The organism is Peteryoungia algae, from assembly GCF_030369675.1.
Lineage (GTDB): Bacteria > Pseudomonadota > Alphaproteobacteria > Rhizobiales > Rhizobiaceae > Allorhizobium > Allorhizobium algae.
Map to the genome: position 1 here is coordinate 1,553,016 of NZ_CP128477.1, position 19,616 is coordinate 1,572,631.

The window sequence follows — 19,616 nt, forward strand, 5'->3', positions numbered from 1 at the left end:
GATAGAAAACAGGCCGCGATCCAATCGCGGCCTGTTTTCTTTGACAGATGAAGGCTCAGACCTTTTTCGCCGGGCAGCTCGAAATCCCGAAGATCGAGTAGAGCGGGCAGCTGGACATCAGGCCCGTTGCGAGCGGCACGATGCCGATCAGGGCAAAATAGCGCCAGGAAGAATCGGGATAGATAAAGAAGAGCGACAGCAAGACAAGGCCCGCGACGATGCGCAGGATGCGGTCGACACTTCCGACATTTTTGGCAAACATGGCTTTTCCCTCCGGTTTCCATCAGCGATTGAAAGAGTTTAACCTCAGGCGAGACTGCGGTCGGTGACTAAGTCACCGGCTCGGAGCAGGAGAGCCGTGCTTGCCGGTGACGATTACTGCGGGTCGCTTCCCATGCGCAAAAGCTCCTCCCGCTCGACAATTCGGATCGCGCCGCGTTCGACCGAAATCACGCCCTTCGACGCCAGTGCTTCGAGCCGTCGTGAGACCACCTCGCGTGCCGTGCCGATGATCACGGACATTTCCTGGTGCGTCAGAGACACCACCCCGTCCCCGTCCGCACGCTCAAGCAGCGCATGCGCCAGCCGCTGCTCTACCTTCACGAAAGCCACCTGTTCCAGGACGAACATCAGATCGGCGAGCCGCGCGGCAAAGGCCTTGAAGACGTATTTGCGAAAGGCCGTCGACGAGGCCATGAGGCGCTCGAATGTGGCGGGCGGAACCATGACGGCCACGAGATCGCTCTCGGCAATCGCTTCGCCGCTATAGGGCGCGCCACCGAGCACTCCCAGGGTCGTCTGCACGCAGGTCTCGCCGGGCGTCACCGCATAAAGCAGAAGTTCGCGGCCATTGCGCCCGGTGAGATACACCCCGATCCGTCCGGACAGCAGAAGCACGAAACCCTGGGCCTGGTCACCGGGCCTGAACAGCGTGGTGCGATGAGGCACATGCAGAGGCTTCAGCCCCTCCAGCGCATGGCGGGCATCGGCGTCCAGCGACGCCAGAAAGCCCGCCTGATCGACCCAACCCACCATGGACCACCTCTCGATTTCCGCTTAAGAACTTTAAAGCACATACCACCGATTGGAGAACAGGGCGCATGCAGCCTGACAGGCTTCACTACGAAGACTTCACCCAGGGACGCCGCTTCGATCTCGGCCCCCGCACCGTATCGGCCACGGAAATCATCGCCTTCGCCACCGAGTTCGACCCTCAGCCCATGCATCTGACTGAGGAAGCCGGCAAGGCCAGCATCCTTGGCGGCCTGTCCGCTTCCGGTTGGCATACGTCCAGCCTCTTCATGCGCCTGATGATCGACGCCTATGTGCTTGGCACCGCTTCCGAAGGCGCGCCCGGCATCGATGTGATGCAGTGGCGCAAGCCGGTACTCGCCGATGACACGCTGAGCGGGCACTCGACCGTCGAGGCAGTCCGCCCTATGCGCTCGCGCCCCCATCTCGGCATCGTCACCTTTGCCCATGAACTCTTCAACCAGCGCGGCGAACTGGTGCTGAGGGCGAAGAATTCGATCATGGTCCGTCGCCGCGAAAGCGTGGATGCCGTATCATGAGAATGCTCGACCTCTATCCCGCCGGCACTCGCCTGCAACTCGGCACCGTTGTTTTCACAGCGCAGGACATCATCCGGTTCGCCGAGCAATTCGACCCGCAGCCCTTCCATGTCGACGCCGAGGCCGCAAAGTCCTATGTCTTCGGCGCGCTCTGTGCCTCCGGCTGGCACACCTGCGCCAACTGGATGAAGAGTTTTATTGCTTTTTGGGAGAGAGAGACGAAGCGCCTGCTCGCCGATGGTCTCGCCCCACCGAAGCTCGGCCCCTCGCCCGGGTTCTCGGAACTGCAGTGGCTGAAACCCGTCTATGCCGAAGACACGATCACCTTCTACATGAGCCCGCTCGGAAGCCGCACGGTTCAGGGGCGGCATCGCTACATTCTCAATTCGGCGCTTTCCGAGGGCGTCAACCAGCACGGCGAGACGGTGCTGCGCTTCAAGAGCAACCTGATCGAATTCTTCCCCGACGAGGAAATAGAGCCGTGAGCATCCATGATTTCACCCTGACCGCTATCGACGGCACAGAATGCAGCCTGAAGGACTATGCCGGCAAGGTGCTGCTCATCGTCAATACGGCGAGCGCCTGCGGAATGACCCCGCAATATGCGGGCCTCGAAAAGCTGCACGAAACCCATCCCGGTCTCGTCGTGCTCGGCTTCCCCTGCAACCAGTTCGGCGGACAGGAGCCCGGCACGGAAAAGGAAATCGCACTCTTCTGCGAAACCCAGTTCGCCGTCACCTTCCCGCTCTTTGCCAAGATCGAGGTCAACGGCGAAGGCGCCCATCCGCTTTACGCTTATCTGAAGACTGAAACGCCAGGCGGCGAACAGGGCACGGAGATCGGCTGGAACTTCACCAAGTTTCTCGTCGGCCGCGACGGCAAGCCGATCGCCCGCTATTCACCGCGCACGCCACCCGCCGATATCGAGGCGGACATCACCAGCGCGCTGGCCGCCTGAGGCGCCGTCGAGGGGCTCAGTGCCCCTCGAATTCCACCAGTGTGCGAACCTCGACGCCAAGCGCCTCGAGCTTCTTGCGACCACCGAGCTCCGGCAGGTCGATGACGAAGCAGGCGGAAACCACATCCGCCCCGATCTGCCGCAGAAGCTGAACCGCGCCAACAGCCGTACCACCGGTGGCAATCAGGTCGTCGACGAGGATCACCTTCTCGCCAGGCTTGACCGCATCCATGTGGATCTCCATCTCGTCCACGCCATATTCCAGGCTGTAGGCGATACGGACGGTCTCATGCGGCAACTTGCCCTTCTTGCGGATCGGCGCGAAGCCGGCTGACAGCTGGTGTGCGACCGCGCCGCCGAGGATGAAGCCGCGTGCTTCCATGCCTGCGATCTTGTCGATCTTCAGCCCGGCATAGGGCTGCACCAGCTCGTCGATCGCCCGGCGAAACGCCCGGGCATCCCCGAGCAAAGTCGTGATGTCACGAAAGATGATTCCCGGCTTCGGGTAGTCGGGAATCGAACGGATGGCGGCGGCGAGTTCATGGGCGATCTTGGTCATGGGGCATCCGAATTGTGTCGGGAAGGAGTTGCGCGGGACTGTACCAAGATTGGCATGGCCCCCCAATAAAAAAGGCGGTCCGGAGACCGCCTTTTCCGTGAAACCTAATCCCTGCGGATCAGTGTTCCTTGTTTGCGTAGACCGACTTCTTCGTCAGGTAGATCAGCGCGGTGAAGATCGCGAGGAAGACCAGGACCATGAAGCCCATGCGCTTGCGGTCTTCCAGATGCGGTTCTGCAGTCCACATGAGGAAGGCGGAAACGTCGCGCGAATACTGATCGAGCGTTTCCGGCGAACCGTCGTCATAGGTCACCTGGCCGTCCGAGATCGGCTGAGCCATGGCCAGTGACTGGCCGGCGATGAAGTACGGGTTGTAATGCGTACCCTCGGCGACTTCGATGCCTTCCGGCGGTTCCTGGTAGCCGGTGAGCAGCGCATGGATGTAGTCCGGGCCGCCCTGCTGGTACTGGGTGAAGATGTCGAAGACGAAGGTTGGGAAGCCGCGGGTCACGCCGCGCGCCTTGGCGATCAGCGAGAAGTCCGGCGGAGCTGCCCCGTTGTTGGACGCAGCAGCCGCTTCCTTGTTCGGGAAGGGCGAAGGGAAGTGGTCGGATGCAACAGCCGCACGGGTGTACATTTCACCATCGGCATTCGGGCCGTCGGTCACTTCGTAATTCGCCGCGAATGCCTTCACCTGGGCTTCAGAATAGCCAAGGTCTTCCAGGGTACGGAAGGCGACGAGTTCCATCGAGTGACAGGCGGCGCAGACTTCCGTATAGACCTTCAGGCCGCGCTGCAGCTGGCCCTTGTCGTATTTGCCGAACGGGCCGGCGAACGACCAGTCCATCAGCTCGGGCTTCAGGATCGGGTAGTGACCCGTCTGCGCGGCATGATGCGTCAGTTCGGCCAGATCGCCACCTTCAGCTGCCAGCGCCTGACCGGAAAACCCGGCCAGGGCTGCGATCAGCGCGATGCTCGTGACAAGCTTTTTCATTGGTATCTTCCTCTCACGTGCTCAGGCTTGGGCAGCAGCGGACTTGCCGCTTTTTTCGAGAACCGCCTCGGTGATCGAATTCGGGATGCGCCTTGGCGTCTCGAACAGACCGAGCAACGGCATGATCACGAGGAAGAAGCCGAAGTAGTAGGCAGTACCCGCCTGCGACAGGATGACATAGATGCCTTCCGCAGGCATGGCGCCGAGCCAGCCCAGCAGGATGGAGTTTGCGACGAAGATCCAGAAGAACAGCTTGTACCAGGGACGGTACACGGCCGAGCGGACCTTGGACGTATCGAGCCAGGGCAGGAAGAACAGGACGATGATCGCACCGAACATCACCAGAACGCCGCCGAGTTTCGAGTCGATCGGGCCGACATTGAAGGTGATCGCGCGCAGCATGGCGTAGAACGGCAGGAAGTACCATTCCGGAACGATATGCGCCGGGGTCTTCAGCGAGTCAGCCGGGATGTAGTTGTCCGGGTGACCGAGATAGTTCGGCATGTAGAAGACGAAATAGGCGAAGACCAGAAGGAAGACGGAGAGACCCAGAGCATCCTTCAGCGTCGCATAGGGCGTGAAGGGGACCGTATCGGTCTTCGACTTGACTTCGACACCGGTCGGGTTGGTCTGACCGGTGACGTGCAGGGCCCAGACGTGCAGGATGACCACACCGGCGATCATGAACGGCAGCAGGTAGTGCAGCGCAAAGAAGCGGTTCAGCGTCGGGTTGTCGACGGCAAAGCCACCCAGCAGGAACTGCTGGATCCACTCCCCGACGAAGGGGAAGGCGGTGAAGAAGCCGGTGATGACCGTCGCGCCCCAGAAGGACATCTGACCCCAGGGCAGAACATAGCCCATGAAGGCGGTTGCCATCATCAGAAGGAAGATCACCACGCCGAGGATCCAGAGGATTTCGCGGGGTGCCTTGTACGAGCCGTAGTAGAGGCCGCGTGCAATATGCAGGTAGACGGCGATGAAGAAGAACGATGCGCCGTTGGCATGCATGTAGCGCAGCAGCCAGCCATTGTTGACGTCACGCATGATCTTTTCGACCGAGGTGAAGGCAACCGTCGTCTCGGCCGCATAATGCATGGCGAGCACGACACCGGTCAGGATCTGCACGACCAGCATGATCGAGAGCATGCCACCGAAGGTATAGGCATAGTTCAGGTTGCGCGGCACCGGATAGGAGACGAAGCTGTCATACATCAGACGCGGCAGCGGCAGGCGCGCATCAATCCACTTCTCGACGCCGGTGGACGGCTGGTAACTCGAATGGCCACTCATTGTATCTTATCCCCTCAGCCGATCGTGATGACAGTGTCGGATGTGAATGCAAAGGTCGGCACCGGCAGGTTGGTCGGTGCAGGACCCTTGCGGATACGGCCCGCCGTATCATAGTGCGAGCCGTGGCAGGGACAGAACCAGCCACCGAAATCGCCGGCCTGACCGAGCGGCACGCAGCCCAGATGGGTGCAGGAGCCGATCATGACGATCCAGTTTTCCTTGCCCTCACCGGCCGAACGCGCAAGGTCCGTCGCATCGGCAGCACTATCCACGTTGGCGTTGCGCGCCACCGGATCCTTGAGCTCGGCCAGTTGAACGGCGTTCGCTTCTTCGACTTCCTTTTCGGTGCGGTTGCGGATGAACACCGGCTTGCCGCGCCATTTGACCGTCAGGGACATGCCCGGCTCGAGCGCCGATACGTCCACTTCGATCGAAGCGAGCGCGAGCGTCGATGCATCCGGGCGCATCTGGTCGATGAACGGCCAGGCGAACGAAGCCGCACCGACCGCGCCGGCCATGCCGGTTACCATGTAGAGAAAGTCGCGGCGCGTAGGCTCGCCCGCATGTTCTGTCGTTGTCTCGTGTTCGCTCACGGTCACTTTTTCCTCTCGCAATCCTGCGACACACCGCATTTGCCCCCGCAGCGGAATCACAATTTGGCCACGGAGCAGCCACAGATTCCCCGCCAGATTGGCGCGTTCTAAGCCCGATAATCTAATCTGTCCAGTCTTCCGCAGACAACGAGCCACGATGTCGCGGATTTCAGGGACACCATCCCCAATTGCTTGATTTAACGCAAGTGTGAGCGGCAGTTTATCAAGCAATGCAGAGAGTTGCAGCCGCGAGTTCGGCAGGCCTTCGAACTCAGGCCGGCTGCATGTCGGCGCCCGCATCGAGGAAACCGCCGGATTGGCGGGCCCAGAGCTCGGAATAGAGCCCGCCAAGCGCCACCAGTTCCTGATGGGTCCCCTGCTCGATGATCCGGCCCTTGTCCATCACCACGAGACGATCCAGGGCTGCGATGGTCGAAAGCCGGTGCGCGATGGCCAGCACGGTCTTGCCCTGCATCAATCGGTCGAGATTGGACTGGATCGCTGCCTCGACCTCGCTGTCGAGTGCAGACGTCGCCTCATCCAGCACCAGGATCGGTGCATCCTTCAGCATGACGCGGGCAATCGCGATCCGCTGGCGCTGGCCGCCGGAAAGCTTGACGCCCCGTTCTCCGACATGCGCGTCGAAGCCCTTTCGCCCACGCTGGTCTTCCAGTCGCTGGATGAACTCGAGCGCTTCCGCCCGCTCCGCCGCCTTGATCAGCTGTTCGTCGCTTGCATCCTCACGGCCGAAGAGAACATTGTCTCGGATCGAGCGATGCAGGAGCGCCGTATCCTGGGTGACCATGCCGATCTGCGAGCGCAGGCTCTCCTGCGTCACTGTCGAAATGTCCTGCCCGTCGATCACGATGCGACCGCCCTCGATGTCGTAGAAGCGCAACAGAAGGTTGACGAGCGTCGACTTGCCGGCCCCCGAACGCCCGACAATGCCGACCTTCTCGCCGGCCTCGATGGTCAGCGTCAGATGGTCGATCGCGCCCTTCTTGCGGCCATAGTGGAAACTCACATCCTCGAAACGGATCTCCGGCGATTTCACCTCGAGCTTTGCAGCATCCGGCCTGTCGGTCAGACCGATCGGCTTCGCCACGAGTTCGGCCGAGTTCTGGATCGTGCCGATATTGCGCATGATGCCATTGAGCTGGGTCATCATGCGGCCGAGCAGCATGTTGAGCCGCAAGACCAAGCCGAGCGTAAAGGCAACGCCCCCTGCCGTGACGGCACCGGCAAACCACAGGTCGACGGAGAGCAGCGCCACCATCAGGATCATGAACCCCGAGAGGATGGCAAGCGAGGCGCGCACGCCGGTCAAAAGCCGTGCAAAAGGTCTCAGCGTGTCCTGGAAGCGGTCGAACCCGGACCGGATATAGTGGTCGTTCTGCCGCTCGCGGGCAAAGAGCTTCAGCGTCTGGATATTGGAATAACTGTCCACCAGGCGGCCGTTGAGCATGGAGGCCGCTTCCGCCGTTTCCCTGGCATGAAAGCGGATCTTGGGCACGAAATAGCGGGCCAGCACCAGGAAGATCGCAACCCATGCCCCGATGATCGCCGCGAGCCGCCAGTCGAGCTGCGCGACCAGCGCCATGGTTGAAACCGTATAGATCACCATGAACCAGACAACCTGCAGCAGCGAGGTCAGCAGATCCCCGGTCGACTGTCCCGCCGACCAGACCTTGGTGACGATGCGGCCGGCAAAATCATTCTGGAAGAAGGAGAGCGACTGGCGCGCCACATGCGCATGCGCCTGCCAGCGCACGAGATTGAAGAAGTTCAGGACGATCACCTGTTCCTCGACGAGCGCCCCGACCGTCACCACCACGAAACGACCGATCAGGACGATCGCCGCCATGACGAGCAACTCGCCGCCATGGGCTGCAAGCAGCCCGTCCCAACCGGCATCCTTGGGCACGGTATCGAGAAGATCGACCAGCCGTCCGACGAACCAGAACAGCCCAGCCTCGAGCATGGCGACGGCTCCGCCGAAGACCGCCATGAGGAAAAACGCGAACCTCGCCTGGCTGACATAGAACCACACGAAGGCCCAGGTTTTCTCCGGCGGACGCAGATTGTCCGATCGGGCGAAAGGATCGAGCCAGTTTTCGAAGAAGCGGGCGACAGCTTGAAACATGACGAGCGATATAGGCCGTTTGCCGAGAACGGCAAAGCCTTTGCGCACCCAGCCACATGACAATTTCATCAGGTCGGTGGAGCGACGCGCCGGGCCGTGTCGGACCTCGGCGCAGAGCCCTGCCCTAGCGCGTGTAGCGAGTGAGATAGATGCCCGCCAGAATCAGCGCCACGCCCGCCGGCTGGCCCGGATGAAATTCGGCCGTTCCGCGCGCGAGGTCGATGACGAGCCCCGTGATCATCTGTCCGCCAATGATCAGAAGGCCCGAGCGGGCAGCCCCGATTCGCGGAAAGACATAGGAGCTGATGACGACGAAGCAGGCGCCGATGATCCCGCCGACGAAATAGAAGGCCGGCACATCCGCCAGAAGCGGCAGGCCGATACGGTGCAGGGTGAAAACATAGAGGCTGAGCAGCAGGAAACCGATCCAGTGGTTCCATGCGGATGCGGTGAAAGCCCCGCGATCCATGGTCAGCCGCCCGTTGATCGAACGGCTCATGCCGACCGCGGCCCCGCCGATCAGTGCAATGAAAACGGCACCCAGCATGTCACGCCCCCTTCGAGAAGATGAGCAGCGCGCTACCGCCGATGACACAGGCAGTCGCCAGGAAATCGAAACGGTTGAGGCTGCGTTTCGGCGTGCCGAAGAGGCCGAACTGATCGGAGAGGAGACCAAACAGGATCTGCCCGACGAGAAGCAGCGACAGGCCACCGGCCAGCGCCAGTTCGGAATTGACCGCGATCGAGCTTAGCGCCACAGCAAATGCGCCCGGCGCGCCGCCGAGATACGACCACAGCGGCGCCCTGCCGCGCGCAGGCATGCGCCCTGCCCGGCGCGCCACGGCGCCATTCGCGAGCAACAGGAAAAATGCGACGATCCCACCCACCCCATGCACCACCCACGAGGCGGTAAACGGCGTGGTCAGCGCAGCAAGGCCGCTGTTGATGGTCACCATGACCGCAAGCAGCACGCCGGCGAGAACCGCCCAGATCCAGTCGATATGTCTGTGCATGTCACTCCTGAGGGCCTGTCGCCCGGATAGCTGCCGGAAGTCGGACGCCCGGGCTAAGCGATCGCATAGCCCTCACCGGGTTGCGCAGACAAGCCAATTCGAAGAATGAACCGATCAGCGCCATGAATGCCGGCAGACTGCAAAATGCGAAACGGGGCATCGCTGCCCCGTTTCAAACACCTGGTCGTTTCCGTCGCGGCCGTCAGAACTCCGACCATTCGGCAGCCGCCGCCGTATTGCCCTTGAAGGCATTGACGAGCTTGCGACCGAGCGCCCTTGCCGGCGATGCCTGCGGCTGGCTTGCCGGCTGCGCCGGTGCCAGGCGGGGAGCCGCGGGGCGATAGGCCTCCTCGCCCAGCCGGAACTGGCCGAGCAACAGCGTCAGCGCGCTCGCCTGCTGCGCCAGACCATGGCAGGCGGCCGTCGACTGCTCCACCATGGCCGCATTCTTCTGCGTCCCCTGGTCCATCTGGTTGACTGCAGAACTGATCTCGGCAAGACCGGTGGACTGCTCGCGTGCCGAGGTGACGATCGCTGCAACGTTCTGGTTGATCTCCTGAACTTCGCCAACGATCACCTGCAGGGCCTGACCCGTCTCGCCGACGAGAGCGACGCCGTTGCGCACCTGCTCGCCGGATGCGGTGATGAGCCCCTTGATCTCCTTTGCCGCATTGGCCGAGCGCTGTGCCAGTTCACGCACTTCCTGGGCGACGACTGCAAATCCCTTGCCGGCTTCCCCGGCACGCGCGGCCTCGACGCCCGCATTCAGGGCCAGAAGATTGGTCTGGAACGCAATCTCGTCGATCACGCCGATGATGTTCGAGATTTCGACCGACGACTTCTCGATCGCCTGCATGGCATCGACCGCCCGTCGCACGACGTCGCCCGACCGTTCGGCACCGATTCGCGTCCGAGACACCAGCGCGCCGGCCTCTTCGGCGCGAACCGCGCTGTCCTTGACCGCCGTGCTCACCTGTTCGAGCGCGGCTGCGGTCTCCTCGACGGAGGCCGCCTGCTGCTCGGTCCGCTTCGACAGATCCTCGGCGGCCGCCAGCATTTCGCCGGCACCGGCATCGATCGCCCGGGCATTGTCGCCCACGGCGCGCATGGCGTCGCGCAGTCGCTCGACGGAATGGTTGAAGTTCAGACGCAGCGGATCGAGGTGATCGGCAAAGCGGTCCTCGATCTCGACCACGAGGTCCCCATCCGAAAGCTTCTGCAATCCGCCGGCCAGACGGTCCACGGCAAACTGCACCTCGGCTGCTTCCCGGGCCCGCTGTTCCTCGCGCAGCAGACGTTCGCTCTCGCTCAGCGAACGGTTTTCCTCGGCCTGACGTTCCAGCGCGATGCGTTCGATCGCATTGTCGCGGAAAACCGATACGGCAGCAGCCATGTCGCCGATCTCGTCCGTGCGGCCGGCATAAGGGATGGCCGTGTCCGTATCGCCCGCAGCAAGCCCCCGCATGGCACCGGTGATGGCCGAAATCGGACGTGCCACGCGGGTGACTGAAACATAGGCTGCGGCAAGGGCAACGAAGGCTGCGACAAGAACAGCGGCAATCGACAGCTGCAAGGCCAGCGACGATGAAGAAAGCGCCTCTGCTGCGACCTTGTCACCGGCACGATGGTTGATCTCGCTGATGTCGTTCAGGCTCAGATCCATCGCATCGCCAATGGGCGCCATCTGAGCGATCGTGTCCTTGGCCTGGTAGATCTTGGACGCAAGCGCCTGCTCGACCAATGTCTGGCCAAGCGCCTGATATTCGCTGTTTGCCGCCTTGAACGCGTCGAAACGCTCCCGCACATCCGCAAGGGCAATTCCACCGTCGAAAGTGGCAATCGACGCATCCAGCCGATCGCGCATGGCGGCGACCTTCTCTGCCAGCGCCTTCTTCTCCGCCGAAGTGCCGGCGCTGAGGATCATCAGGTTCATCCGACGGACTTCGCCGAGTTGAGATTCGACATCCGCGATCATCATCGATCGATCAAGCCGATTGTCGAAGGCCTCCAATTGCCCTGTCATGTCCGTGACAGAGCGCAAGGCAATGGCGCCCTGGCCGAGCGAGACGATGACCATGAGGCCGAAGAGCAGCGGCAGAAGTATTCTGATCTTGAGATTTTTCACGACTGAAATCCAGGATTGAAACGGGACGGAACTGTCGGAGAAAGCCGACATTCCTCCATGCCAATCTGAATTCTAACAAAGCCTTACGGCCCGAATGGCAATTCTTGCCTCGTCCACAGGTCCAGTGGCTGCGCACCGAATGGAAAAGGGGGCATCGCTGCCCCCTCTCCGGATCGGTTTGGCATCTGGCGACGGATTACTCCGCCGCCGCGTCTGCCGACTGGTCGAGCGCCTTGGCCTCTTCTTCGGCCTTGCGGGTCTTCTCCAGCTCGTCCTCCGGATCCGTCTGGTCCGGCAGGAACCCGCCCGACTGACGGTTCCACAGATCCGCATAGATCCCGCCGGTCTGCACCAGCTGCTGATGCGTCCCCTCTTCGACGATCCGTCCCTTGTCGAGCACGATCAGCCGGTCCATCTGCGTCAGCGTCGACAACCGGTGAGCAATCGCGATGACCGTCTTGTCCTCGATCAGCTTGAACAGGCTCTCCTGGATCGCCGCCTCGACTTCCGAGTCGAGCGCAGACGTCGCCTCGTCGAGAACGAGGATCGGCGCATCCTTGAGGAAGACCCGGGCGATCGCGATACGCTGCCGCTGTCCGCCGGAGAGCTTCACGCCGCGTTCTCCCACATGAGCGTCGAGACCGCTGCGCCCCTGCATGTCGGAGAGCCCCTGGATGAACTCCCACGCATTCGCCCGCTTCGCCGCTTCGATCACATCCGCATCCGTGGCATCCGGCCGCCCATAGGCGATGTTGTCGCGGATCGAGCGATGCAGGAGCGACGTGTCCTGCGTCACGACACCGACCAGCGCCCGAAGACTGTCCTGGCTCACAGTCGATATGTCCTGGCCATCGACGAGGATCTTGCCCTTCTCGATGTCGTAGAACCGCAGGAGCAGGTTCATCAGCGTCGTCTTGCCGGCACCGGAGCGTCCGACGAGGCCGACCTTCTCGCCCGCCCTGATGGTCAGGGAGAAATCCTCGATCACGCCCTTCTGCTTGCCATAGTGGAAGCGCACGCCGTCATAGACGATCTCGCCTTCCGGTACGGCGAGGGACCTGGCGTCGGGCTTGTCGACGATGTCATGCCCCTTCGTCATCATGCCCATGCCGTCATAGACAGTGCCGATGTTTTCGAACAGGGCTGCAACTTCCCACATGATCCATTGCGACATGCCGTTGATACGCATGGACAGGCCGATGGCGACCGCGATCGCGCCAACGGAGACCGTCCCGTTCAGCCAGAACCAGATGCCGAGCGCTGCAACGAAGAACTGCACGATGGCATTGTTGATATCGACGCAGATATTGAGCAGTGAAATCTGCCGCATCTGCCGGTGCACGGTGCCGAGGAACCCGTCCATGCCTTCGCGCGCATAGGTCTCCTCGCGGCCGGCATGCGAAAACAGCTTTACCGTGCCGATGTTCGTGTAGCTGTCGACGATCCGCCCCGTCATCATCGAGCGGGCATCCGCCTGCTCGCTGGAGGATTTGCGCAGTTTCGGAATGAAGTAGCGCAGGATCAGCGCGTAGACCGCCAGCCACAGCACCAGCGGCACGCCGAGACGCCAGTCGACGGACGCGACCAGCGCCAGCATCGAAACGAAGAAGGTCACGGCATAGATGAAGACGTCGATGATCTTCATCACGCTTTCGCGGATCGACAGCGCCGTCTGCATCACCTTGGTCGAGACGCGACCGGCGAATTCGTTGGCGAAGAAGGTCATCGAATGGCGCAGCAGGAAGCGGTGCATCTGCCAGCGCGCGATCATCGGAAAATTGCCGGCCAGCACCTGGTGCATGGTGATCGTGTGCACGACACCAATCAGCGGCAGGCCGATCAGGAGCAGCGCCGCCATCCAGGCAAGCGTGCCGCCCTCTGTCTGCAGAAAGGTGGCGCGATCCGCCGTCGACAGCCAGTCCACGATATTGCCGAGGAACTGGTAGAGAAACACTTCGGCAACCGCGATCAGCCCCGAGCACAGGCCAAGCAGCACCAGCCACCAGCCGGCCGGCTTTGTGTAGTGCCAGCAGAAGGCGACGAGCCCCGTGGGAGGCAGCGTCGGCTCACCGGCTGGATACGGATTCAGGCGGTTTTCGAACCACGAGAACATGGAAAGTCTCCAGAAATGGCGCGCAGGCGGCACCGGGAAATGGGCGCCGCAGAAACGCGAATAAATCAATGATTGAGGCCAGTTGCGGCCGCAGGATGAATCAGTTTGGGAAAGGAAGCAGCAGTGACGCGCTCAGGCGCCAAGAGCCATAAATCGGGGCTGGCGCGAAATACCGAATAGATCCATCGATGGCCCTCCCGCTTGCGTGTGGACAAGAGCCTCGTTCTAGCGGGCGCGCGCGTTTTTTGCCAGCCGGCATTTCCGGCGCGCGCGACTTTCAGCGGCAACTGTTGCACTCGGATCACAGAGCAAAGCCAAGGCATACGGCGATGCTTGAGCACCAGATGCGGATCGCCTAAGAGCCTCCCATGTCCGACCTTCGTATCGCTCTCTATCAGCCCGACATCCCCGGCAATACCGGGACCATCCTGAGGCTTGCCGCCTGCCTCGGGCTGCAGGTCGACATCATCGAACCGGCCGGCTTCGTGCTCTCCGACAAGAACCTCAAGCGATCGGGCATGGATTATCTCGCAAGCGTCGCCATGACCCGTCACGTCAACTGGGAGCGTTTCGACACCTGGCGAAAGGCGCAGGGCCGCCGCCTCGTCCTCGCCTCCACCCGGGCCGCCCTGCCCTACACCACCTTCGACTACGCAGCCAACGACATCCTTCTTTTCGGACGCGAGAGCGCCGGCGTTCCCGATCACGTGCACGATGGTGCCGATCACCGGATCATCATTCCGATGATCGAGGGGCAGAGGTCGATCAACGTCGCCATGTCGGCTGCGATGATCACCGGCGAAGCGCTCCGCCAGACCGGAATCTGACCCCGGCCCATTCGAACCAGACAGAAGTCAAGGCGCGCCATCCGGCCATGGATTAGGATGGCTCCATCGTGACGGCACAGGCACGTCCATCGGCAATTGCGAATTCACCCGAAACGAGATATGCTGCATTGCAGCAAAATGGGAGATGAAGTCATGTTCGAGACAGCATTCGCCCTGGGCCTCACCCAGTTCGCCCGATCCTTGAGCTTCCCCGAGCGCGTCCGGCACCGCACGATGCGCAACGCGGCACTCGAACCCTGGCGCCTCCGCAACACCGGCATCGACGCCCTCTACTACGACGTCAAGGCGCTCACGGCTGACGAAGCCTTCTACATCAGCGACAGCATCGCCTCGGAAGGCCTGATCATGATCGTCCCGCCAACCGGTGGCGGCATGCTGACCCTCTGCGACAGTGTCGACGAATTCCGCCTGTGTGGCGGCCGGAACGTGCGCGCCATGGCCGTGGCCGGCATTGGTGGCTCGGCCATCGGTGCCGCCGCCTTTGCCCGCAATGTGGCCGATGCGATCGGCGCGCCGGTGGCGGCCGTCGTTTCCGGCTACGGTCTCGGCGACATCGTCAATGAGGCCATCGGTGGTGCCTTCCTCTTCGGCTGGCTCGGCCATATCCGCAGCAATCTCGAAGTCATCGACGACGTCGTCGGCCGTCCGAAGCTCGGCGCCTACGGCAAGCGTGACGAGGACGCCGACACCGACCGCCGCACCGGTCTCGACAGCGATACCGTGGCCACCCTGCTCGACGATGCGACGCTCAACTTTACACTCATCGCAGGCCATTCACGCGGCAACCGCGTCATCGCCGACGCTCTTGAAGCCCTTGAGGTCCGTGATCCGGGCCGGGTCGAAACTCTCGCCAGGACCGCCCGCATCGTGACCTTCGGTGGCCGCATCAAGATGCCGGATGCCTTCACGGAGGTGATCGACGTCGTTGGCGAACTCGACTGGTTCGGCGAGATGAATTCACGCCCCAAGATTGCAGCCGACATCAAGGTCCCCTTTTGCGGCCACTCGACGAACACCGATCTGCCAGGTGCCCTCCAGGTGACGAAGATCCTCGGCGAGATCCTGAACGACAAGGCCCCCGCGGCCGAAAACGCGTCAGCACAGGTCGTAGAAGCACCGCTCGCGCCAGCCGCGACCAAAGTCGCAGCAGAAGCGGCGGAAATTGTCGAGGCCGTCGAAGACGCAGCCCCGCCTGTGATCGAAGAGCAACCCGTCCCGCCGATGGCCAGCCCCGAACCGGAGACACCTGTCGCCGTCGAAGCCACGGCACCAGCCCCGTCGTCGCAGGTGGACGAACCTCCGTCAGCAGCCGACGTCACGCAATCAGCGAAGGCCTCGGCCCCGCCGGAAGGCAAAACGCCCCCGCCGGCCGGCCGAAAACCTGTGACACCGATCATGGCCCCGCTGCCGCGAGGCCGTGGTAAGCGCACGCGTCCGAAGACCTGACAGGGCGCGGCAGCCGAAACATCAAGGCCCGCGCGAAGCGGGCCTTTTCGATTCCGGATCAGGGCCTTGCGATCAGAGTTTCAACCAGGCCGTCATCGAAACATTGGCGATGTTGAGGGAAGAGGACTGCAATTGCTCCTGAACCTTCTCGGCCATCAGGTGCACGCCTTGCTCACTGAGTTCACTGTCGACCAGGCGGCTCACGCCAAGTTCCGAAGCCCCCTGGATCGCCGCAACGCCGAGGCCGCCACCGGTCACCTGATTGCGGGTCGAGTTGACCGCGGCACTTGCGCCGACCATGTCGATCAGCACCCGGTTGAGGGATGAGATCATGCCGTCGATCTCGTCGCTGGTCGTGCCACGATCGAGGCGGATTTCACGGGCGCCAGCTTCGGCCGGCTCTTGCGAGCCCGCATCCAGAAGGAAATAATTGTAGGGCACACCGGCGAGTGTCGAGCCGCCATAGGCACGGGTCAACGTGCCGTCCCGAGCCTCCTGTCGGGACACGAGCGTCGATCTGGCCGTATCGAAATCGACCATGTTGATCGACAGGCTGCGATCCTCGCCCACGGTGACGGAGGCAATCAGCGACGCGACCTTCGGCCGCCCGCCAGCCTCCATCTTCAGCCAGTTGTCGCCATTGAAGCTGCTCTCGTCGATCGCTGTGCCGAGATCGGTTTTCATCTGGGAAATGTCGGCATTGATGCCTTCCCGATCGACGCCGACGGCCTTGGCGAAAATTAGCTTCTGCTGGATTTGCGCGACGATGTCAGTCGCCTGCTCGAGGCCAAGTGCTGCCGTATCGGTGACTGCAACCGCAATGTCATTGGCTTCCTGCACGCTGGCCATCGATAGACTGCCGGGGCGCATCGTGGTGGCAATCGACCAGTAGGCGGACGCGTCCGCCACCGTCTCGGGGTCTGGCACTGCGGATTGCCTCATGGTCCGTTCGAGCACAGACGCAGATGCGCTTGCCATCGGCGCCGCACGGGCCAGTGACGGAGTGAGCAAATCTGAACTCATGAGGAAACCCTGTGTCGCATGTCATGTCGATCCGGCGCCGATATCATTCCGGCTATGTACGGATCAGGTTAGCGGCGAGGTTTTGTGATAGGCTTTCGTGGAAGGTTAGAGTTTTAGCGGATTGTCGATTTCACTCCCCATCGACCGGCCCGACCATCAATCGGCCGAAGGCAGCCGGCGCATGGTGAACTCGATCTGGTCACCATCGATCTGGCGCCAGCTCTCCACTTCCGTCCAGTAGGCGGCCTTTGGAAAGGTGTCGAACCATTCGCGAGCCTTGGCGCGGGCCTCTTCACGGGTCATGCAATAGGTCTCCCGCACGAAATGACCTCCCAGGCGCCCGGCGGAACCGGCACGGCGGTCGACAATGCGCTTTTTCAAGCCGTTGAAAGACGGCGGGCCGGGCATCTTCTTCATGAAACACCTCGCGGACAGTCAGATTAATGCAGTCCAAACGGGAACGCGAGTCGATTTTCCGGGGACACCCCGACCCCGATATGGTCGCCCGGGATTTCACCTGATATTCCTGTCGCTCGCGAGAATTGCCAGAGGCAAGTGAGGGAAGACATGGAGCGACCGGTTCTGCCGAAAGGCCTGCCTGCGGATATCGAGGACAAGAAGTCGACCGCGCGTGCATGGTTCGAAAGCCTGCGCGACGCCATCTGCGCCTCCTTCGAGACCCTGGAGCAGGAATTGACCGGGCCGATGTCGGAACGCGAGCCTGGCCGTTTCCAGGCAAAGGACTGGCAGCGCGAGGAAGGCAAGGGCGGCGGCGGCCGCATGTCGATGATGTACGGCCGCGTCTTCGAAAAGGTCGGCGTGCACACCTCGACCGTGCACGGCGAATTCTCGCCCGAATTCCGCAAGCAGATGCCGGGCGCGGAAGAAGACCCCCGCTTCTGGGCCTCCGGCATTTCCCTGATCGCCCATCCCGTCAATCCGCATGTGCCGACAGTGCACATGAACACCCGCATGGTGGTGACCTCTAGCCACTGGTTTGGCGGCGGCGCCGACTTGACCCCTGTGCTCGATCGCAGGCGCACCCAGGATGATCCGGACACCCGCCTCTTCCACCGCGCGATGGAAGTCACCTGCGAACGCCATCCGGCGGTCGCCGATTACCCCGCCTACAAGAAGTGGTGCGAGGATTATTTCTTCCTGCCGCACCGCAATGAAGCACGCGGCATTGGCGGGATCTTCTTCGACTGGCTGACGGCAGACGAGCAGAAAGGGGGCTGGGACGCCAATTTCGCCTTCGTCCAGGATGTCGGCCGCGCCTTCAATCTCGTCTATCCGAAGATCGTGCGCGCCAATTTCAACAATCCGTGGACCGACGAGGACCGCGAGGAGCAACTTGTCCGCCGCGGCCGCTACGTGGAGTTCAACCTGCTCTACGACCGTGGCACGATCTTCGGCCTGAAGACGGGCGGCAATGTCGAATCAATCCTGTCCTCGCTTCCCCCACTCGTGCGGTATCCCTGATCGAGCGTTACCGCTGACACAGTTATCCACAGGCGAGTTTACAGAAAAGAATGGCAGGACTTTTCCGCCGCTTACGCGATTGTGTTGGACGAACTTGACAGTTTTCATTGCGCTCCACCGGGCACGAGGCCATTCTGCGGCCTCACGCAGTATCGAGGAGGAGATTGCGATGACCCCATCCAGCTCAGTGTCCGTACCCCGCGTCAGTGAATCCGCCGACCGCGCTATGGGAGCGCCCCAGTTGATTGATCGATTGGCGGAAGAGTTGCGTGCATCAAGTGATGTCGATCTGCCCCATTCCTATTTCGTCGAGCAGGTACGCCTGGGCCTGGCAGGCCGCGACATGGCGGATCGCGTCGTCGCCAATGATGTCGCAAGTGGCGCCCATCTCGGCCGAAAGGCGAATGCAGGGGCGGTCTTCCATGCCTGGGCCATGCCAGATTGATCACACCGAATCCACCGCGTCGAGTGACTTGCCCGCACCCTGTGCGGGCATTTTTTTGTTCGGCGCCGGGGAACATAAGCCCGATTTCTGCGTTTCTCCTCTTTGAGGAGACGATGGAGGAACGATCATGAAACGCTTCGAATGCGGAACGCTGGTCCCCGGTTGCGATTGGCATACACGCGCCGACGAGGAGGCCGAAGTCGTCAGACGCGCTGTCGAGCACATGCGGACCGCCCATGGCGAGGACATCATTCGCCCCTCGATGGTCGACCACATCAAGGAACGCATCCGGGACGAGCAACCGAATCCGGCCTGACAGAAGCTTCCGGTCACGGGTGCGCATGACCCGGGGCCCGCTCGGCCGGCCCCGGGTGTGAACACGCCCGCTCAGCTGGCGGGCAGCATGACCTTGTCGATGACATGAATGACGCCGTTGTCCGCGCGGATATCGGCCGACACCACATTTGCGCCATCGACTGTGACACCCGAACCTGACTTGGTCACGGCCAGTGTGCGATCACCGCCGCTCTTGATGGTGCGGACATGGATGGTGCGACCGGGCAGCATGGTGGAAGTCAGTTCGCGACCGACGACGTGGTAGCTCAGGATTGCGGCGAGCTGATCCTTGTTCTCCGGCTTCAGCAGATTTTCAACCGTTCCCGCCGGCAGGGCAGCAAAGGCCTCGTCGGTCGGGGCGAAGACCGTGAGCGGTCCGCCCGACGAGAGCGCGTCCACCAGGCCTGCGGCCTGGGCGGCGGCATGCAATGTCTTGAAACTGCCGGCCTGCTGGGCAGTCTCGACGATATTGGCAGCACTTGCGGACGATACGGTGAAGGTCATGCCGGCTGCGACACATGCGACTATGAAACGGTTCATGGAATTCCCTCCTCTGAAGGCCGGACCGACCTCATGTCGATCATCGGCAACGAAGAGAGATACGCGGCCGACAGGCTCATCGGATTGCCGGGCGAAGGACACTCATTGTTGAGCAGGCTTTGCAAATCCAATCGAAG

At 62.1% G+C, this 19,616-nt stretch carries 22 protein-coding genes; 8 read left to right on the plus strand and 14 right to left on the minus strand.

Translation table 11 applies throughout. The annotated features are described in order from the left end of the window. Positions 1-55: 55 nt before the first annotated feature. Positions 56-262 (minus strand): YgaP family membrane protein, encoded by a 207-nt coding sequence (locus tag QTL56_RS07650; RefSeq protein ID WP_245136402.1) that lies wholly within the window; start codon positions 260-262, stop codon positions 56-58. Between the two features lie 113 nt (positions 263-375). After that, the gene (locus tag QTL56_RS07655; RefSeq protein ID WP_245136401.1) at positions 376-1,035 is read right to left on the minus strand and encodes a Crp/Fnr family transcriptional regulator; all 660 of its coding nucleotides are present in this window, start codon (positions 1,033-1,035) and stop codon (positions 376-378) included. Between the two features lie 65 nt (positions 1,036-1,100). Here QTL56_RS07655 and QTL56_RS07660 point away from each other — a divergent pair, with 65 nt between their 5' ends. Genes QTL56_RS07660 through QTL56_RS07670 form a run of 3 tightly spaced genes read left to right on the plus strand, consistent with a single transcriptional unit; the run spans position 1,101 to position 2,529 of the window. After that, the gene (locus tag QTL56_RS07660) at positions 1,101-1,571 is read left to right on the plus strand and encodes a MaoC family dehydratase (protein ID WP_245136400.1); all 471 of its coding nucleotides are present in this window, start codon (positions 1,101-1,103) and stop codon (positions 1,569-1,571) included. Further along, the gene (locus QTL56_RS07665; RefSeq protein WP_245136399.1) at positions 1,568-2,056 is read left to right on the plus strand and encodes a MaoC/PaaZ C-terminal domain-containing protein; all 489 of its coding nucleotides are present in this window, start codon (positions 1,568-1,570) and stop codon (positions 2,054-2,056) included. The genes QTL56_RS07660 and QTL56_RS07665 overlap by 4 nt, the downstream gene beginning before the upstream one ends. Then, positions 2,053-2,529 (plus strand): glutathione peroxidase, encoded by a 477-nt coding sequence (locus tag QTL56_RS07670; protein WP_245136398.1) that lies wholly within the window; start codon positions 2,053-2,055, stop codon positions 2,527-2,529. Before QTL56_RS07665 ends, QTL56_RS07670 begins: the two co-directional genes overlap by 4 nt. Positions 2,530-2,545: 16 nt before the next feature. On the opposite strand, the gene QTL56_RS07675 is transcribed toward QTL56_RS07670, so the two are convergent. The 9 genes from QTL56_RS07675 to QTL56_RS07715 all read right to left on the minus strand — a co-directional run bounded on the left by QTL56_RS07675 (position 2,546) and on the right by QTL56_RS07715 (position 13,359). Further along, positions 2,546-3,088, minus strand: coding sequence for an adenine phosphoribosyltransferase (locus tag QTL56_RS07675; protein ID WP_245136397.1), 543 nt, complete (start codon positions 3,086-3,088; stop codon positions 2,546-2,548). 118 nt (positions 3,089-3,206) lie between these two features. Further along, positions 3,207-4,082: a cytochrome c1 gene (locus tag QTL56_RS07680; RefSeq protein WP_229574108.1), complete on the minus strand. Its 876-nt coding sequence runs from the start codon at positions 4,080-4,082 to the stop codon at positions 3,207-3,209. A gap of 21 nt (positions 4,083-4,103) precedes the next feature. After that, positions 4,104-5,372, minus strand: a complete 1,269-nt coding sequence (locus QTL56_RS07685) for a cytochrome b (protein ID WP_229574109.1) — start codon at positions 5,370-5,372, stop codon at positions 4,104-4,106. A gap of 14 nt (positions 5,373-5,386) precedes the next feature. Next, entirely contained in the window at positions 5,387-5,965 is a 579-nt protein-coding gene (gene petA / locus QTL56_RS07690) for a ubiquinol-cytochrome c reductase iron-sulfur subunit (protein WP_229574110.1), read from the minus strand. 271 nt (positions 5,966-6,236) lie between these two features. Continuing rightward, positions 6,237-8,108: an ABC transporter ATP-binding protein gene (locus QTL56_RS07695; protein WP_245136396.1), complete on the minus strand. Its 1,872-nt coding sequence runs from the start codon at positions 8,106-8,108 to the stop codon at positions 6,237-6,239. Between the two features lie 124 nt (positions 8,109-8,232). Then, positions 8,233-8,655 carry a DMT family transporter gene (locus QTL56_RS07700; protein ID WP_245136395.1) on the minus strand — a complete coding sequence of 141 codons (423 nt, stop codon included), beginning with the start codon at positions 8,653-8,655 and terminating at the stop codon, positions 8,233-8,235. 1 nt (position 8,656) lies between these two features. After that, positions 8,657-9,121, minus strand: coding sequence for a DMT family transporter (locus QTL56_RS07705; protein WP_229574114.1), 465 nt, complete (start codon positions 9,119-9,121; stop codon positions 8,657-8,659). Positions 9,122-9,323: 202 nt separating this feature from the next. Further along, positions 9,324-11,246: a HAMP domain-containing methyl-accepting chemotaxis protein gene (locus tag QTL56_RS07710; RefSeq protein ID WP_245136394.1), complete on the minus strand. Its 1,923-nt coding sequence runs from the start codon at positions 11,244-11,246 to the stop codon at positions 9,324-9,326. Between the two features lie 196 nt (positions 11,247-11,442). Continuing rightward, a complete protein-coding gene (locus tag QTL56_RS07715) occupies positions 11,443-13,359 on the minus strand; it encodes an ABC transporter ATP-binding protein (RefSeq protein WP_245136393.1) in 1,917 nt (638 codons plus the stop codon). 368 nt (positions 13,360-13,727) lie between these two features. Between QTL56_RS07715 and QTL56_RS07720 the strand changes: the two genes are divergently transcribed. Beyond that, positions 13,728-14,186: a tRNA (cytidine(34)-2'-O)-methyltransferase gene (locus QTL56_RS07720; RefSeq protein ID WP_245136392.1), complete on the plus strand. Its 459-nt coding sequence runs from the start codon at positions 13,728-13,730 to the stop codon at positions 14,184-14,186. 153 nt (positions 14,187-14,339) lie between these two features. Further along, on the plus strand, positions 14,340-15,653 hold the full coding sequence (locus tag QTL56_RS07725) for a cell envelope biogenesis protein OmpA (RefSeq protein ID WP_245136391.1): 1,314 nt from the start codon (positions 14,340-14,342) through the stop codon (positions 15,651-15,653). Between the two features lie 72 nt (positions 15,654-15,725). Here the strand turns inward: QTL56_RS07725 and QTL56_RS07730 are convergent, their stop codons facing one another. Together QTL56_RS07730 and QTL56_RS07735 are read right to left on the minus strand one after the other, a co-directional pair. Next, positions 15,726-16,676, minus strand: a complete 951-nt coding sequence (locus QTL56_RS07730) for a flagellin N-terminal helical domain-containing protein (protein ID WP_245136390.1) — start codon at positions 16,674-16,676, stop codon at positions 15,726-15,728. Between the two features lie 156 nt (positions 16,677-16,832). Further along, positions 16,833-17,093 carry a hypothetical protein gene (locus tag QTL56_RS07735; protein ID WP_229574124.1) on the minus strand — a complete coding sequence of 87 codons (261 nt, stop codon included), beginning with the start codon at positions 17,091-17,093 and terminating at the stop codon, positions 16,833-16,835. Positions 17,094-17,243: 150 nt separating this feature from the next. Between QTL56_RS07735 and hemF the strand changes: the two genes are divergently transcribed. From hemF to QTL56_RS07750, 3 genes are all read left to right on the plus strand, one after another. Continuing rightward, the gene (gene hemF, locus QTL56_RS07740) at positions 17,244-18,158 is read left to right on the plus strand and encodes an oxygen-dependent coproporphyrinogen oxidase (protein WP_229574126.1); all 915 of its coding nucleotides are present in this window, start codon (positions 17,244-17,246) and stop codon (positions 18,156-18,158) included. Positions 18,159-18,327: 169 nt separating this feature from the next. Next, a complete protein-coding gene (locus tag QTL56_RS07745; RefSeq protein WP_245136389.1) occupies positions 18,328-18,603 on the plus strand; it encodes a hypothetical protein in 276 nt (91 codons plus the stop codon). A 127-nt stretch (positions 18,604-18,730) separates the two neighbouring features. Then, positions 18,731-18,919 (plus strand): DUF1059 domain-containing protein, encoded by a 189-nt coding sequence (locus tag QTL56_RS07750; protein WP_229574130.1) that lies wholly within the window; start codon positions 18,731-18,733, stop codon positions 18,917-18,919. Positions 18,920-18,990: 71 nt separating this feature from the next. On the opposite strand, the gene QTL56_RS07755 is transcribed toward QTL56_RS07750, so the two are convergent. Then, on the minus strand, positions 18,991-19,479 hold the full coding sequence (locus tag QTL56_RS07755; protein ID WP_245136388.1) for a fasciclin domain-containing protein: 489 nt from the start codon (positions 19,477-19,479) through the stop codon (positions 18,991-18,993). Positions 19,480-19,616: the final 137 nt, after the last annotated feature.